Source organism: Dictyobacter formicarum (assembly GCF_016587435.1).
This window is the reverse complement of sequence record NZ_BNJJ01000003.1, coordinates 154,138-170,004: the sequence shown is the minus strand read 5'-3', so window position 1 is coordinate 170,004 and position 15,867 is coordinate 154,138. Positions and strand designations below refer to the sequence as shown.

Annotated in this window: 13 protein-coding genes; 12 read left to right on the top strand and 1 reads right to left on the bottom strand. The window is 46.5% G+C overall.

The genetic code is table 11. From position 1 onward, the window contains the following. The first annotated feature begins 324 nt into the window (after nt 1–324). The 10 genes from JMI88_RS05860 to JMI88_RS05815 all read left to right on the top strand — a co-directional run bounded on the left by JMI88_RS05860 (nt 325) and on the right by JMI88_RS05815 (nt 11,906). Complete coding sequence (locus JMI88_RS05860) at nt 325–1,143, top strand: glycosyltransferase family 2 protein (protein WP_236022849.1); 819 nt, start codon at nt 325–327, stop codon at nt 1,141–1,143. After that, nucleotides 1,144–2,151, top strand: a complete 1,008-nt coding sequence (locus JMI88_RS05855; RefSeq protein WP_201360857.1) for a glycosyltransferase family 2 protein — start codon at nt 1,144–1,146, stop codon at nt 2,149–2,151. Between the two features lie 101 nt (nt 2,152–2,252). Continuing rightward, nucleotides 2,253–3,389, top strand: a complete 1,137-nt coding sequence (locus JMI88_RS05850; protein WP_201360855.1) for a glycosyltransferase family 4 protein — start codon at nt 2,253–2,255, stop codon at nt 3,387–3,389. Continuing rightward, a complete protein-coding gene (locus JMI88_RS05845) occupies nt 3,377–4,594 on the top strand; it encodes a glycosyltransferase family 4 protein (protein ID WP_201360853.1) in 1,218 nt (405 codons plus the stop codon). Before JMI88_RS05850 ends, JMI88_RS05845 begins: the two co-directional genes overlap by 13 nt. Nucleotides 4,595–4,616: 22 nt before the next feature. Next, nucleotides 4,617–6,710 carry a hypothetical protein gene (locus JMI88_RS05840; RefSeq protein WP_201360851.1) on the top strand — a complete coding sequence of 698 codons (2,094 nt, stop codon included), beginning with the start codon at nt 4,617–4,619 and terminating at the stop codon, nt 6,708–6,710. Further along, nucleotides 6,691–7,467 carry a DUF8471 domain-containing protein gene (locus JMI88_RS05835; RefSeq protein WP_201360850.1) on the top strand — a complete coding sequence of 259 codons (777 nt, stop codon included), beginning with the start codon at nt 6,691–6,693 and terminating at the stop codon, nt 7,465–7,467. Before JMI88_RS05840 ends, JMI88_RS05835 begins: the two co-directional genes overlap by 20 nt. A gap of 87 nt (nt 7,468–7,554) precedes the next feature. Next, nucleotides 7,555–8,409: a polysaccharide deacetylase family protein gene (locus JMI88_RS05830; RefSeq protein ID WP_201360848.1), complete on the top strand. Its 855-nt coding sequence runs from the start codon at nt 7,555–7,557 to the stop codon at nt 8,407–8,409. Further along, the gene (locus tag JMI88_RS05825; protein WP_201360846.1) at nt 8,393–9,415 is read left to right on the top strand and encodes a glycosyltransferase family 2 protein; all 1,023 of its coding nucleotides are present in this window, start codon (nt 8,393–8,395) and stop codon (nt 9,413–9,415) included. The genes JMI88_RS05830 and JMI88_RS05825 overlap by 17 nt, the downstream gene beginning before the upstream one ends. Beyond that, complete coding sequence (locus tag JMI88_RS05820) at nt 9,348–10,907, top strand: lipopolysaccharide biosynthesis protein (RefSeq protein WP_201360844.1); 1,560 nt, start codon at nt 9,348–9,350, stop codon at nt 10,905–10,907. Before JMI88_RS05825 ends, JMI88_RS05820 begins: the two co-directional genes overlap by 68 nt. A gap of 114 nt (nt 10,908–11,021) precedes the next feature. After that, nucleotides 11,022–11,906 (top strand): glycoside hydrolase family 16 protein, encoded by an 885-nt coding sequence (locus JMI88_RS05815; RefSeq protein ID WP_201360842.1) that lies wholly within the window; start codon nt 11,022–11,024, stop codon nt 11,904–11,906. A gap of 119 nt (nt 11,907–12,025) precedes the next feature. On the opposite strand, the gene JMI88_RS05810 is transcribed toward JMI88_RS05815, so the two are convergent. Continuing rightward, on the bottom strand, nt 12,026–13,309 hold the full coding sequence (locus JMI88_RS05810; protein ID WP_201360841.1) for a cation:proton antiporter domain-containing protein: 1,284 nt from the start codon (nt 13,307–13,309) through the stop codon (nt 12,026–12,028). Nucleotides 13,310–14,061: 752 nt separating this feature from the next. On the opposite strand from JMI88_RS05810, the gene JMI88_RS05805 reads away from it, so the two are divergent. Beyond that, nucleotides 14,062–14,895 carry a class I SAM-dependent methyltransferase gene (locus JMI88_RS05805; protein WP_201360840.1) on the top strand — a complete coding sequence of 278 codons (834 nt, stop codon included), beginning with the start codon at nt 14,062–14,064 and terminating at the stop codon, nt 14,893–14,895. Nucleotides 14,896–15,089: 194 nt separating this feature from the next. Continuing rightward, entirely contained in the window at nt 15,090–15,842 is a 753-nt protein-coding gene (locus JMI88_RS05800; protein ID WP_201360838.1) for an MBL fold metallo-hydrolase, read from the top strand. Nucleotides 15,843–15,867 lie beyond the last annotated feature (25 nt).

The following is a 15,867-nucleotide window of genomic DNA, read 5'->3' as shown; positions in this document are numbered from 1 at the left end:
CAATGTCAATTATGCCACTACTCGGAATGGGAAAATAATGGGGTCAATAGCTTACTCCCAGAACGTGGATTTTGATTCTCAGTGCTGATGAACGCATATTATGACATGCGTATGATGCAAATACATTCAAGTTTTTGTCCTCACAAAACTTTTACCTGGGAGAAACAAAGTATCAAAGGTTTTCAACCGATTAGGCGAAGATATATTCAGTACATTAGATCGCGATATTGCCCCATCAAGCAGTGGGATGGATGGGTATAGTTATGCAAGAGGAGGGCGGCATGTCTTCCACGTCAGAAGGCGTGGTACCTTGCCGTGACGAACATGGAAAAAGAAAAAATTGCCATTCTAATACCATGCTATAACGAAGAACAAGGCATCGCCAAAGTAATAGACGATATTCCCTATCAGACATTGAATAAATACGGCTACGAAGCCATCATTATCGTCATTGACAACAACTCTTCTGACCGGACTGCCGAAGTTGCAGCGAGCAAGGGTGCTCGTGTCATTTTTGAGCGTGTAAAAGGCAAAGGCAATGCAATACGCCGAGCATTCCAGTGTATCGACAGCGATACAGATTATATTGTTATGCTTGATGGTGACGCCACCTATCATGCTAGAGAAATGCTAAGGTTGATAGAACCTATCAGCAATAAGTTTTGTGACGTTGTTATTGGCTCACGCCTCGGCGGAAAGATCACGAAAAATGCTTTTAAGATGCAAAATCGTCTAGCAAATTGGATGTATACTTTTCTCGTAAGATGTTTTTATGGCGCGAACATCACTGATGTGCTAAGTGGCTACTTTGCCTGGCGGGGAGATGTGATCGTAGGGATGAGGGATCATTTAGAATCAGACGGGTTTAGTATCGAAATGGAAATGATCTCCAAGATGGTGAAACTCAACTACTCTATCTACTCAGTGCCAATTACCTATAGTATCCGTACCGGTGAGACAAAACTCGCTCCAATGAAAGATGGGCTAAAGATTCTTTATACTTTTTCTCGTAATCTTTTCTGGTCTCCTCCAAAGGAAGCACCTGGTAAAAAGGCTATTGTGAATGAGCACAACGGCAGAGAACACTCCCTGGCGCGCCAATTAATTGTGAGTGGGTATGCAGGGATGGAAAGTGAGCAGTAGATGACTCATCGAGCAGACGGCATTTCCGTAATTATCTGTGCATACACAGAAGAGCGTTTTGACAATCTTGTTATTGCCATTGAGTCAGTAAAACAACAGACTGTTCCTGCGCGAGAAATTATCATCGTTATTGATCACAATGCCCGTCTTCTGATGCGTATTCGGATTAAGGTCCCTGATGTTGTTGTCGTGGAGAATAGTGGAGATCATGGGTTGGCTGGTGCACGGAATACTGGCCTTGCTGTGGCTACTGGTTCTCTCGTTGCATTTCTTGATGATGATGCTATCGCAACACCAAGTTGGTTAGAACAACTCTGTGTGGGATTTGCTGATCATCGCGTTATTGGTACTGGAGGGACTCTTACTCCATTATGGGAGCTGAAGGAACCCGCCTGGTTTCCCGCTGAGTTTCATTGGGTTGTTGGTTGTTCTTATCTGGGTATGCCACAAACGGTTACAAGCATACGTAATCCAATAGGCGCGAATATGGCCTTCCGACGCCGGATATTCGATGAAATAGGGGGATTCCAGGCAGGAATAGGTCGGGTTGGATCACATCCCATCAGTGGCGAGGAGACGGAACTTTGCATTCGAGCGCGTCAGCTTCTGCCAGGTAGTATGTTTCTTCATCAACCTCAAGCCAACGTCTTTCACCACGTACCAGTTAAACGAACTACCTGGGACTACTTTTGCTTGCGCTGCTATAGTGAGGGCCTTTCTAAGGCAATAGTGACACAGAGTACAGGGACCAGAGATGGTCTTGCCTCAGAACGTGCGTATATGTTTCGCACATTGCCGATCGGAGTGCTGCGCGGTTTTTCTGATGGGCTATTTCGCCTTGATTTTGCTGGATGGGCGCGTGCAGGTGCTATTATTGCTGGCCTGTCAATTACTGTATGGGGATATGTTATCGGCAAGGCCAGTATCCATGTAGCGATAGATCATAAAAAGCTTGTCCATAAGATAATTCAAGAAAAACAAGAAAAAATGTTATCCGGTAAGTATTGAGGCTTATGCATACATAAATCTGCCAGCATGGAAAAAGTTTCTATATAGAAAAATATATATAGAAAAGGTATCCTTAGACATTTCCGAGGAGCAAAGTTGTCGTGGCTCAAGCAAAAAAATTGCGTGTACTAATGGTGACTGCGGTATATTTTCCTTTTATGGGGGGCATCCAGACCCATGTTCATGAGGTTGGGCGGCGCCTGGCGCAAAATGGAGTGGATGTAACTTTACTTACAACTGTGGCTCAGCAACCAGCGTCCCCTCTACCACGAGAGGAAGAAGTGGAAGGCATGCGTGTAATTCGTATACCATCATGGCCTTCTCAAACGGATTATTATATAGCACCCGAAATAGCTTCTATTATCAAACAGGGAAACTGGGATCTTGTTCACTGTCAGGGCTGTCACTCGTTTGTGCCTTTGTTTGCAATGTATGCTGCTAGAGTGGCCAGAATCCCTTACATTATGACCTTCCATACCGGCGGACACTCATCCAGTTGGCGCAACAGTATTCGTAGTGTGCAGTGGCAAATCCAACGTCCATTATTGATGCGTGCTACTAAACTTATCGGGGTATCGCGTTTCGAGGCTACCTATTTCCGCACGTTGCTTCGTCTTCCACAGGAACAGTTTACTGTAATTCCCAATGGTGCTGTAGTGCCGGAGGTTGTATCACGAGCTACTCCGGAGTCTGGAACACTGCTGATTACCTCTATTGGACGGCTGGAGAAATATAAGGGGCATCAGCATATGATCAGTGCTATGCCGAGGATTTTGGAGAAACGACCAGAGGCTAAGCTCTTGATTTTAGGTGTTGGCCCATATCAAGCAGTTTTGGAAGCAAAAGCTAGAGAGATAGGGGTAGCTGAGCGTGTCGAGATTCGTTCGGTTCCAGCCCATGATAGGCAAGCGATGGCGGACATTCTTTCACGATCGGCGCTTGTTACCCTGTTGAGCGAGTACGAAGCCCATCCAATAGCTGTGATGGAGGCCCTAGCACTTCAACGTCCCGTGTTGGTCGCAGATACCTCGGGTTTACGTGAGATAGCTGAACAAGGATTCGCTCGTGCCGTACCGTTGAAGAGTAGTTCCGAAGAAATCGCTCAGGCTGCACTCCAGCAGATTGAAGACCCCTTGCTTCCTCCCAGGCAGTTTGCGCTATCAACGTGGGATGATTGTGCGCAGAAATTGCTAGAGATATATGCATCAGCAGTGGAGAGGAAACTATGCGTATTTTAATGCTTGCTCAGTTCTATCCTCCTACTATTGGTGGTGAAGAGCGCCACGTGCGCAATCTTGGCATTGAACTGGTGAGGCGTGGCCATGACGTAGCCTTAGCGACGCTCTGGCATAAGGGGCAAGCTGAGTTTGAGATAGATCATGGCGTGCGTATTCACCGCATTCGTGGCACGATGCAGCGTATCGCCACGCTGTTTAGCGAACAAGGGCGTCAGTATGCGCCCCCCTTTCCAGATCCAGAGGCTCTCAATGCTATACGTCGTGTAATTCTCGTTGAGCGCCCTGATATTATTCATGCTCATAACTGGATTGTTCATTCTGTGACGCCATTAAAAGCCTGGAGTAAGGCAAAGCTTATTGTAACATTGCATGATTATAGTCTGGTTTGTGTGCAGAAGCGCCTGACCTATCAAAACCGTGTCTGTGACGGTCCAGCTTTTGTAAAGTGCGTCCAGTGTTCGAATGATTTTTATGGGATTGCAAAGGGGGTTCCGTCAACAGTAGCAAACTGGATATGGGGATTGGCAGAACGGCGGGTGGTGGATATGTTCTTGCCGGTGAGTGAGGCGGTTGCGCTGGGTACCCAATTAGCCAGGCATAAGGTGCCTCACCAGGTCATTCCGAATTTTGTGCCAGATAATGTGGCTACGTTGCGTGACGATGAACATCCATTATTAGCACAGTTACCTGATAAAGAATTTTTGCTTTTTGTGGGTGACGTGACACGAGATAAAGGTGCGGATGTGTTGCTACGAGCATTCGCAGGCTTGCGGAATCAAATTCCTCTGGTACTCATTGGACGACCAGGAAAAGACCTGGAGATAGAGTTTCCGCCCGGCGTGAGAGTTTTGCAGGGCTGGCCACATGAAGCCGTGATGGCGGCCTGGAATCGCTGTGCCATTGCGCTTGCTCCTTCGATATGGCCAGATCCCTGTCCAACAGTTGCCATGGAGGCCATGGCGTCTGGTCGGCCCGTAATTGCTTCCCGCATAGGTGGGCTCTCGGATATCATAGCCGATGGCGAAACAGGTTTTCTTGTTCCTCCGAATGATCCAGTGGCACTTCGTGATGCTATTCAGTGCTTGCTTGATGATCCGGCACGAAGAAGTCAGATGAGTATAAAGGCCAGACAGAGAGTTGCTGAATTTCAATCCAAAGCGGTAGTCTCGCGTATAGAGCGAGTATATCAGGAAGTATCTGCATGAAATATAGAAAGATGCAATACATATGAAAATAGTAACAGGTATAGATGAAGGAAGAGGTTCTTCATCTACTAGTGGATTGGAAGCAGCACAGAAAAAAGATACCAATGTAATCGATCGGCTGCTCAACAAACTTCCGCCACCTATGAGCCAGATGGGCATCGCTTTTCTCAATCGAGCGCACGACCCTGATCCGGAGGACACCTGTGTAGATAGGCAACAAGCAGGGAGGGCGTTAGTTTGTGGATGGTTTCCAGCGTTAACCTTGAGCTGTGCTCTCGGCCTATTCTCAACAGCCTATGCTTTTGCGGTAGCTCGTGATGGTAGATCTGGACTAGAGATTTTTTTTATGCTCGGTCTGTCGCTCATCCTTGCACCTGCTCTGATACGCTTGCTCTCACCCGCAGCAACACGTTTTGAGCGTATAGCTATTGTTTGTACGACAGGGATAAGCCTATATTTGGTGAAAGTGTTGACGAGCCCGGTGTACTTCTCAATGTTTGATGAATTTCTGCATTGGCGTTCAGCAGATGACATCAGCCAGACCGGGCATCTTTTCACCAGTAATACATTGCTTCCAGTCGGTCCATATTATCCAGGTGTGGAGATTGTCACGAATGCATTAAGTATGCTCAGTGGGATGAGCATTTTTCATACTGCCTTGATTGTTATTGGGGTTGCTCGTTTGCTCATGGTATTATCGCTCTTTTTGCTGAATGAGCGACTGACGAATTCCCCACGTATGGCTGGCATCGCCACTATTATTTACATGGGGAATCCCCATTTTCTCATGTTTGATGCTCAGTACGCATATGAATCGTTGGCGCTTCCGCTGTTGACGTTTGTTTTGCTCGCTATCGAACTGCGCCAGGTTGCTTCAGTACGTTTTAATGGCTTAAAACCGATGGCGCCCATTGTCATGTTTGCGAAGATACAACATAAATCACTCCGTGGCGATCTACGCTGGATGTTCGTGACTATTCTGATCGTACTGGCGACTGTTGCTGTTACGCACCATATAACGGACTTTTTTCTTGATGGCGTACTTGTTCTCTGGGCAATTATCTATATGTTCCTACGCCTGAAGCCACTGTATCGCTCCTATGTAGCCCGCATTGCTCTGATTGGCATGGCATTCTCTCTGGTAGTGGCTTTGCATATAGGTAATCCAGTCGTCGAATATATCTCCTCATTCATCAAACTGGCAGTAACAGAATTGAATCATATTCTGACTGGTATGAGCACTGCACGGCCGCTATTCCAGAGCTACACGGGGCAACCTACCCCGATCTGGGAGCGAATACTGACCCTCTTATCACAATTGCTTGTACTGTCAGGTTTCCCATTTGGATTGCTATGCCTCTGGTTGCGTTTTCGCAGAAATGCCCTAGCCATTACTTTTGGTGTGCTTGTATTGTGCTACCCACTTGTGCAGGTATTCCGCTTTACTACATCAGGGAGCGAGCTGGTGGATCGCTCAGCGGCATTTCTCTATATTCCTATCTCTACTGTATTAGCTATCATGATCATACAACTGTGGCCGACTCGTTGGCTCACATGGAAGCATCTTCTCTCTCTTACAACTACTCTTTTAGTGATAGCGTTAGGTGGCACCATACTTGGAGCGGGGCCATCGATGTCACTTCTACCTGGCTCCTATGCGGTTGCAGCTGATACACGGTCCATTGAGATGGAGGGTATTCAGGCAGCGACATGGACACGCACCTATCTTGGTCCCAATCAACGCATAGCAACTGATAGGACCAATCAGATCCTGGCGGCAACGTATGGTAAGCAAAGGATAGTTGATTCGATTGAAGATCACGTAGATGTGTCTCCCATTTTCTTCTCAACCCAATTAGGACCTGATGAAGCAGGCATAATTCGGACGGCAAAGATACATTTTCTGGTTGTTGATATGCGTATGAGTAAGGAGCGTCCGTTATTGGGATTTTACTTTGACGAGGCCGAAATAGGAGCGTATCAGCATACCAGGCCAGTTGATCCCCGTAGTCTAACCAAATTTAATGCTATCTCACAGCTCAATAAAGTCTTCGATAGTGGAAATCTTGTCATTTATGATACTGGAGGGTTAATTAATGCGCCAGAAAAACATTGATCTGCTATTGATAATGGCAGCTGTGATAGCAAACATCCTATGGGCTGTTTTTCCTTCCCTGCCTCATTTTATTGGCATCATAATAGCCCTACCTATAGTCCTCTTCATTCCAGGTTACTTGCTATGTGAAGTAATGTTTCAACAGCGAATGCCTGGCGTCTATCATCGGTTGGCATTCAGTCTGGCATTAAGTCTGGCTATTGTGATATTAAGTGGCTTTGCGCTCAATGTGCTCTCTACTGGATTGAACCTGGTCACGTGGACATTACTTCTAGATGTATTTAACACAGTTTTTTGTCTTGGTAGTTTTCTTCTGCGGGGTAAAGCACAGATAAAGAATAGTGGCGCGCGAAGAATTCACTTTGCTGTTCATGATTACATCTTTCTGGTGCTTGCCATTATTGTTGTTGCCGTCTCTTTCCAATACTCAACCAATAGTATCTTGCATCAATCAGGCGCGGGATATACACAGCTCTGGATGCTTCCTTCACAGGTAGATCGTAACAACTGGACGATCAATCTTGGGATGCAGAGTGAGGAGACGACTGTGAAGCAGTATAAGCTCTTAGTGATGGTCAATGGAAAACCGTTCAAAACCTGGTCATCAGTTTCGCTTGCCCCTAAGAGTATCTGGAAGCAACAGGTGTCATTGACACCAGATAAAACTGGCAAAGTCGATGCGAGTGCACGCCTGTATTTAGTAGATGCGCCGCAGGCTATATATCGAGAAGTGCACGTAACGCTTCAGAGAAAATAAGCTGCCAGTGAACATGTAGAGGATGTTCCTGGCTTGCTCGAAGCATGAATGTATCTGAATGATTTTTATTATCAAAGGGATAATCAGATGTCTATGTCTGTAGGAATGAAAAAGATTCCTATTTTGATGTACCACAGTATTTCGCATACGACCAATACGAGGTTCCGCCCGTTTACTGTTTCTCCAGAACTATTTATGGAGCAGATGAGTTATCTGGATGCTCATGGCTACACGCCAATAACAGTCACGCATTTTGTACAATCTCATGCCAATAATGTAGATGCTCTACCTGAAAGGCCCGTTATATTGACATTCGATGATGGTTTTGCTGACTTTCTCACACATGCAATACCCATATTACAGAAATATAACTTTACAGCGACGTTATATGTTTCAACCGCTTTTCTTGATGGCACAAGCCTCTGGCTGAGTAGAGAAGGTGAGTCGAAGCGGCGAACGTTGACGAGAGACGAGTTGCGACAAATTGATACGTACGGCATAGAATGTGGAGGCCATAGCCATCATCACCCTCAGCTTGATATGCTTCCTCCTCATGTGGCGCAAGAGGAAATTGTGACCTGCAAAGATAGCTTAGAACAAACGCTTGGCCATCAAGTGTACAGTTTTGCTTATCCCTTTGGCTACTATACTTCACAAATCCGACAGTGTGTGTATGCCGCGGGCTACACTTCAGCATGTGCGGTGAGGCATATGATGAGTTCTGAGCAGACCGATCCTTTTGCCCTGGCGCGCCTCTGGGTCAAGCCGACCACAACGCCTGATGTATTTGGCCAGTTGTTAGAAGGAGTTGGCCAGTCGGCACTCCAGACTTTCTATCTTCAGGTGCGTACCCCTGTCTGGCGCGCTATACGTCGTTGTTCATCGTTTGTTACCCCATATAAGTGGGTGGAAGGAGTGACCGTTCGTGGCTACAACATGTAATGTAACTGTAATTATTTGTGCCTATACACAAAAGCGCTGGGATGATCTTATCGCTGCTGTAGAGTCGCTGCATAAGCAGACACGCCAGCCAGATGAAATTATTATTGTAATTGATTACAATACCGAGCTTTTTGAGAGAGTACGCCAACGGTATCCGAATATTACGGTTATTGAAAATAGCCACTTGCGTGGCTTATCGGGGGCGCGTAATACCGGTGTGGCGATTGCACATGGCTCATATATCGCTTTTCTCGATGATGATGCAGAGGCGGAACCCCATTGGCTAGAACTTTTGTTGAAATGCTGCATCGATCCACACGTATTGGGTGTGGGTGGAACCGTGCTCCCGTGCTGGCAAGGCTCACATCCCGCGTGGTTCCCCTCTGAGTTCTACTGGGTAATTGGTTGCTCATATCAAACTCTTCTAGAAAGTCCCGTTGTTGTGCGCAACCCCTATGGGGGATGTACCTGTATCAAACGAGAAGTATTTCAGGAGACTGGTGGGTATCATGAAGGTATCGGGCGCGTTGGTATTAATTTTATGGGAGGGGAAGAGGCCGAGCTCAGTATTAGGGCTGTCCAGCACTGGCCGGAGAAAGTCTTTCTTCTCGAACCTAAGGCGCTTGTTTACCATCATATTTCAGCAGAACGCACCCATTTGCGCTATTTTCTCTCTCGTTGCTATGCTGAAGGACTTTCAAAAGCTCTTGTCAGTCAATATGTAGGTGCTAAAGATGGTCTCTCAGCGGAGCGTTCCTATGCTTTCGTTACTCTTCCATTGGCTGTGTCAAGATATATCGGTAGTGCATTGAGACATGGAGACCTTCATGATCTTTTACGCGCAGGTGCTATAGTATTGGGTCTCACTATGACTGCCACCGGGTATATTAAAGGATGCTTGCGGCGTCAGTCTGTCCGGCACTTGGGCATTCATACTGATGCCAATATATCTTTTCAGCCTACCTTGTCCTTCCATAATGGCGATTCTAAAAAGGTGCACTTTTAAAGGTGCGTCTTTACTTGAAGAAAGGGGACTGGTGGTGTTGAAGTTTTTCATCCATTGGTTTAGGGCCAATAGCGTTATTTTAATCAATACCAGTTCACTGGTTGGTGCGACAGCCATTACCTCTGGACTGGGCTTTATTTATTGGTGGGTTGCAGCTCGCTGGTTCCCTCCTGAAGCCATTGGAATAGCCTCGGCTTCTATCTCAGCGGTGACGTTGCTGGGTAACATGAGTATGCTAGGGCTGGGAACATTGCTGATTACGGAACTACCGCGCAATTCCAGGCAATCCGGCTCAATGATCAGCACTGCTCTGTTGGTAGTTGGTGCGCTAGGAGTACTGGTTGGATGTGTTTTTGCATTGATTGCTTCACATATCTCCACTGGTTTCCAACCACTAGGAGCAGAACCCATCGATACACTTACATTTGCGGCCGGGGTAGGTTTCTCTGCAATTACACTGGTACTTGATCAGGCTCTAATTGGTTTGCTGAAGGGTGGCCTCCAGTTCTGGCGCAACGCTTTTTTTGCTGTCTTGAAGCTTGCTGCACTTTTAGTGGTTAATTGGTGGCCCTCGAACCAGCCAGGTATGAAAATCTATGCAACGTGGATGGTGAGTAGTGGAATATCATTAGGATTAATTGCTGCGAATGTCGTGCTGAGAAGAAACTGGAGAAGCAAAAGTTACAGACCTCGTTGGTATCTTTTGCATAAATTAGGGCTTGCTGCAATTCAGCACCATATGCTGAATTTAACATTACTCGCTCCTACCCAACTCCTCCCGGTTTTAGTCACCTTTATGTTGTCTGCACGAATGAACGCATGGTTTTATGTGGCGTGGATGATTGCCTGCGTTATCTTTATCTTTCCTGGTGCACTTACTACAGTATTACATGCAACTAATGCAGCGCAGCAGACAACACTGGCTCGTAAAGCGAGGTTAACTATTGGTATCTCCCTGCTGGTGGCGCTATTGGCCAATCTGGTTCTTCAGATAGGTACGCAACAGATATTAGGGATTTTTGGGAAGGCGTATGCAAATGAAGCAGCGTGGTGTTTGCGGCTTCTGATCTTAGCCGCGTTTCCTCTGACGGTGAAAAATCATTACATATCAATATGCCGCATCCAGGATCGTATTATGACAGCCATGATAGCGATGATACCCGGTGGGTTACTGGAACTAGGAGCAGCAGCCCTTGGTGCGCATGCCTATGGCCTGCTGGGATTGAGCCTTGGTTGGATAATAGCGATCTGTATCGAGGCCATTTTTATGTTTCCTACTGTATATAAAGTTATTCGTTCTGTACAGCCAACAATGATTCAGACGCAGATAGAGTGGGCCACCATTCAGCCAGTGGATGTATGGCAGTTGGATACAAGGCCGCTGCCGACGATAAATATGCAGGAAAGCCTCTGGCTTGCAGAAACACTGCCTATACCAGCAGTTCAGTCTGGCTATTCTAAAGAAACCAGGCAACCTTCATCATTTTACTGATTGGCGTGATGTTGCGAAAATCGGTTTAATAGACACAAGCTTGCATAAAACATGATGAGCGTAGATAGCAATGGATGAAAGACTTGATCGATGTGAGATCGAAGGTCTCTAGTAATGGATAAGATAAAGCAACCAGCGCAAGACTTAGAATCCCCATCAATGCCAGTGAAGCATATGCGCAAAACCAGGTCCAGGAAATTCGTTTTCATCGGTCTGATTTGTTTCTGCCTTCTTCTATTTGTTATTGGGGGATATTTTCAGTGGGGGTACACTCCACCGCAGCTTCCTGGCTGGACATTAGTATTTGATGATGAGTTTGATGGAACAAGTCTTGATATGCAGAAGTGGAATATCGAAGATTCAGCTGCAGGTGGATATCAAAGCTGCTGCCTCGATTACGGGGTGCAGCGTTTTACTCCCCAGGCTCTCTCCCTTTCGCGGGGATCGCTGCGGATAACAACGAGACAGATACACAATATGGATGGTTATCTTTACACGTCTGGTGCTATTACCACCGAGAACAAATTCAGCTTTAAGTATGGACGGGTAGATATTCGAGCAAGGTTACCTAAAACACAGGGATACTGGCCTGCTCTCTGGTTGCTTCCCAAGCGCGTGGTAGGTATTGAACCTTTTGAAATAGATATTATGGAGTTATTAGGAAAAGATCCAAGAACTGTGCATATGACAAACTATTGGGGTACCAGCAAAAATACAGAAGGTTTTATTGGCCCGGATTTTTCACAGAATTATCATGAGTTTAGCGTTGTCTGGACACACACATCAATTAGCTGGTATATTGATGGGATGCCACGCTTTAAGTCAACGCAAGGCATATCAGATCAAAGCATGTACCTTATCATTAACTCGACTTTGGGAGGGAGTTGGGCCGGTAATCCCGATAAATCCACTGTCCTACCACAGTATATGGATGTTGATTATGTGCGTATATATCAGCCCACACCTGAGATATTAAATGGGCAAGTCCGGCGAGTCTAAGGAGCAGATATAAACTCTATTTGTGCTTGGCTCACTTTCATGGAGAAATGAAATGCGGTTTATTTGTGTCATGAAAGTGGAAACAGTGTAAATGATCGCATTTTCCTTGTCTTCCTGGCTTATGAGAGTTGCTCCTTTCCTGTTAATGGAGTTTCCACGACTGAAGCAGGATCTTCGGCTGTTTTTAGGGATTGCCGTTGCGTTTTATTTTTATAGCCGAGCATGGTCAGCAGTGGTGAAGATAGCATCGTTGTTGTGATGGCCATGAGCACAAGCATTGAGAATAATGCCGGTGAGAGCACTTTGAGTTCCAGGCCGAGGTTGAGTACGATCAGTTCAACCAGGCCTCGGGTATTCATTAATACTCCTACAGCGAGTGCTTCTCGCCATGTGTCGCCGCTGAGCCGAACGGCCAGCGTTCCACCACAAATCTTTCCCACGCAAGCAATGACGATAATCAAGAGGCATACCAACCAGAGGTCCAGGCCCTGGATCTGCGCTACTTGCGTTCTCAGTCCGCTGAAGACGAAGAAAAGGGGGAGGAAGAGGAATGAGTTGAGCTGGTCGATATGCCGTACATGGTTGGTGAAGAACACGTTGCGAGGCAATATAATCCCTGCGATAAAGGCTCCAAAGACAGGATGTATTCCAATCACGTTCGATATATATGCAGATACTAAAAGTAGCAAAATGCTGAAAGCGATAAATGTTTGTTGCGACTGTATTTTCCGGGCAACATATTTTAGCAGCGGCCGGACTGCAAGCCCCATTGTCAGGGTGAATGCGATGGTTTCTACGACGGTGAGCAGGCTGGCGAATATTCCTTTGGAGGTAATGATGGAGGCAACAATGGCCAGGAGACACCAGGCGACAACATCGCCGATGGAAGCGCTGGCTATTGCGATACTGCCAATTTTCGTATCGAGCATGCCTTTATCCACTAAAAGTCTGGCGAGAACAGGGAAGGCGGTGATTGACATCACTATGCCCATGAGTAGAATGAATGCAATTGGCGTAGCATTGGCACCGGCCAGACTTGTATAGAGAAATGGGGCCAGGCCAGCTCCTAAGAGCAGTGGAAAAAGCATTCCTGCGCCGGAGACGAAAAGCGCTTTGCGGCTCTGATGGACCAGTAATGATATATCCAGTTGGGCCCCTAATGAGAACATATAGAGCACAAGCCCGATATCTCCCAGTGTTTGCAAGGTGGGGAGTGTATTGGCTGCAAATAGTTGTGCCTGTAGGGCAGGAAAAAGAAGACCCAGCAAGGACGGTCCTAGCGCGAGTCCAGCAAGTATCTCTCCCACAACCCATTGTTGGCCAAGGCGCTGGCAAAGATAACCAAAGGCTTGTACTACTAGCAAGATGATGACTAGCTGCAGGAATATTTGCCCTGTGAGCATGTGGGCCTCCTCTACGTTTGCTGATGCATAGCTGGATCGCGCAATGGCTCTGATTTTGTATACGCCAGAGCTCTTGCATACATTATGGGTAATTATTTTTCATGCTTCGATACTCTTCTGCGGTATAAACGATGGAGTCCTGATTTTTAGTATAGTCTGTATCTTCGAGCATTCATGAGCACGCTTCGACAATGTCGGAATTGTCATCCATAATGCGCACGTCTTTTCTGTTATTCATGGATTACTTTCCGTTCAATACTGTGAGCATCGTGTGTATGGGGGCCTGGTTACTTTGAAGAGGTCACTATAACCGTTGTTGCGTTGGGCGAATACTTAATCGCATTGGTGAGCAGATTCGTGAGGATTTGCCCAATGTGGTCTTTGTCACCATAGACTGTTGTGTTGGTGCAGGTCATCTAATACCATGACTACTGGTCAAAGAGTTGGCAATGCTGCGTAGCTACGCAACTACAGAATGAACTTATCTTGCTGCCAAGGCGTACTAGTCTCGAGAAAGCACGCTGCTCACGGTGTTTAAGAGATCCATTTCCGATGCTTTTTTGCGTCCGGTGTGACCGGACATTGCACTTGTATGCTCGTCGCCTGACCATTTATACTGGAAGCGGGTCAGTCAGAGAAAAGTTTTTGAGTCGCAAGGGCAGCGAGGTGACACAGAACAGATGTCTCAGGGAAATGGATGTGAAGCTGCGTGTGATAGAGAAAAAGGATAAAACGAGAAAGGATTATATACATTGGATTATCTGCGTTTTACTTATGACCCTGGCCAGCCAGATACCGTCTCGGTATTTGATGAATGCTCACTTTGGGCTGCCAGATTCGGTTCTTTGCTCCTGAACAATCTGGAATTACATCCCAACTTGAACATATTAGACCTGGCATGTGGGACAGGCTTTCCGCTGTTTGAACTGGCTCATATGTATGGCACCTCTTGTCAGATAACCGGAGTCGATAGCTGGAAGGAAGCGATCGAGCGAGCTCGAACAAAATTAAACGTTTACCAGGTGCCCAATGTACAGCTTATTGAGGCAGATGCCAGACACCTTCCATTGCAGGATGAGACCTTTGACTTGATTGTTTCTAACCTTGGCATCAACAATTTTTCTGATCCGGAGGCCGTTGTAGCGGAATGCTTCCGTGTTGCCAAACCGAACGCTCGTCTTGTTCTGACGACAAATCCTGTCGGGCATATGCATGAATTTTATGAAATATTTCGGGCCACGTTGAAAGAACAACAAAAAAACATCTATTTAGAACGCTTAGAGAAGAATGAGTCCCACAGAGGATCAAAAGAAGCTCTAATCAAGTTATTGCAAAGGAGCGGATTTCGTATAGTTAATGCCAAAGAAGATCAATTTCAGCTCCGCTATCTCAACGGTCATGCCCTGTTCAATCATTCGTTAACAAAATTCGGTTTTTTAGGTGGCTGGAGACGTGTGGTTAATCCCGAGGACGAAGAGCAGATCTTTGCGCTGCTTGAACACAAGCTCAACCAGATCGCGGAGGCACGTGGTGAGCTTCGTATGACGGTGCCCATGCTCTACCTGGAAGGAGAGAAAGCTAATTAAGGAAAGCTCACCTTGTGCATGACAAGGTGGACGATGTTATATGCCGATGGGGGTATATTGAAAGTGCAATATGTTCTTTGTGATACCATTGAGGAGATACCTCTTCAATAGCCCTGCTAGCCGAACGGAGAGGGTAATAAACTCTCTTCCTCTAGGCTGCTTGAGAGCGAAAGGTGAAGAAATCAGGAGAAAATATGCAAATACAACTTATCCGTAGTGCAACGCTACGCATCACTTATGCCGGGCACCTTTTTCTTATTGATCCTTACCTGGCCGCAAAGCATTCTCTACCATCTTACGCTGGAAAGTCTCTTAATCCTCTGGTGGATCTTCCCTGTGCCCCGCAAGAAGTGCTTACAAATATAGAGATGGTTGTCATCTCGCATCTCCATTCAGATCATTTCGATCAGGCGGCCCGAGCAGTACTTGCCAGGGATCTGCCTATCTTTTGCCAGCCTGGAGATCAGGCGTTGATTGCCAATCATGGTTTCCAGCATGTAATGCCAATTGAGCAATCAGTAGTATGGAACGGTATCATCATCACGCGAACGCCGGCTCAGCATGGCAAGGGTGAGGTCCTTGCGGACATGGGCCACGTATCTGGCTTCATATTCCAGCATGAAAAGGAACCTACTTTGTATTGGGCCGGGGATACAATCTGGTATGAAGGAGTCAAAGAAACCATTGAGCAGGTGCGCCCGGATGTTATTGTCACGCATTCCTGCGGCGCTACCTGGAAGCAAAAAGGCTACATTGTGATGGACGCGGAACAGACCGTTGCTGTCTGCCAGGTCGCGCCCGAAAGTGTAGTAGTCGCAACGCACATGGATTCCGTCGATCACGCAACTATTTCGCGTACCGACCTGCGCACATTCGCTAGTAAGCACGGTATTCATGATACACACCTTTTGATTCCTCAGGACGGCGAAACGCTCACCTTTGATTGATTTTTAGCCGGCTTTTAGAACACAA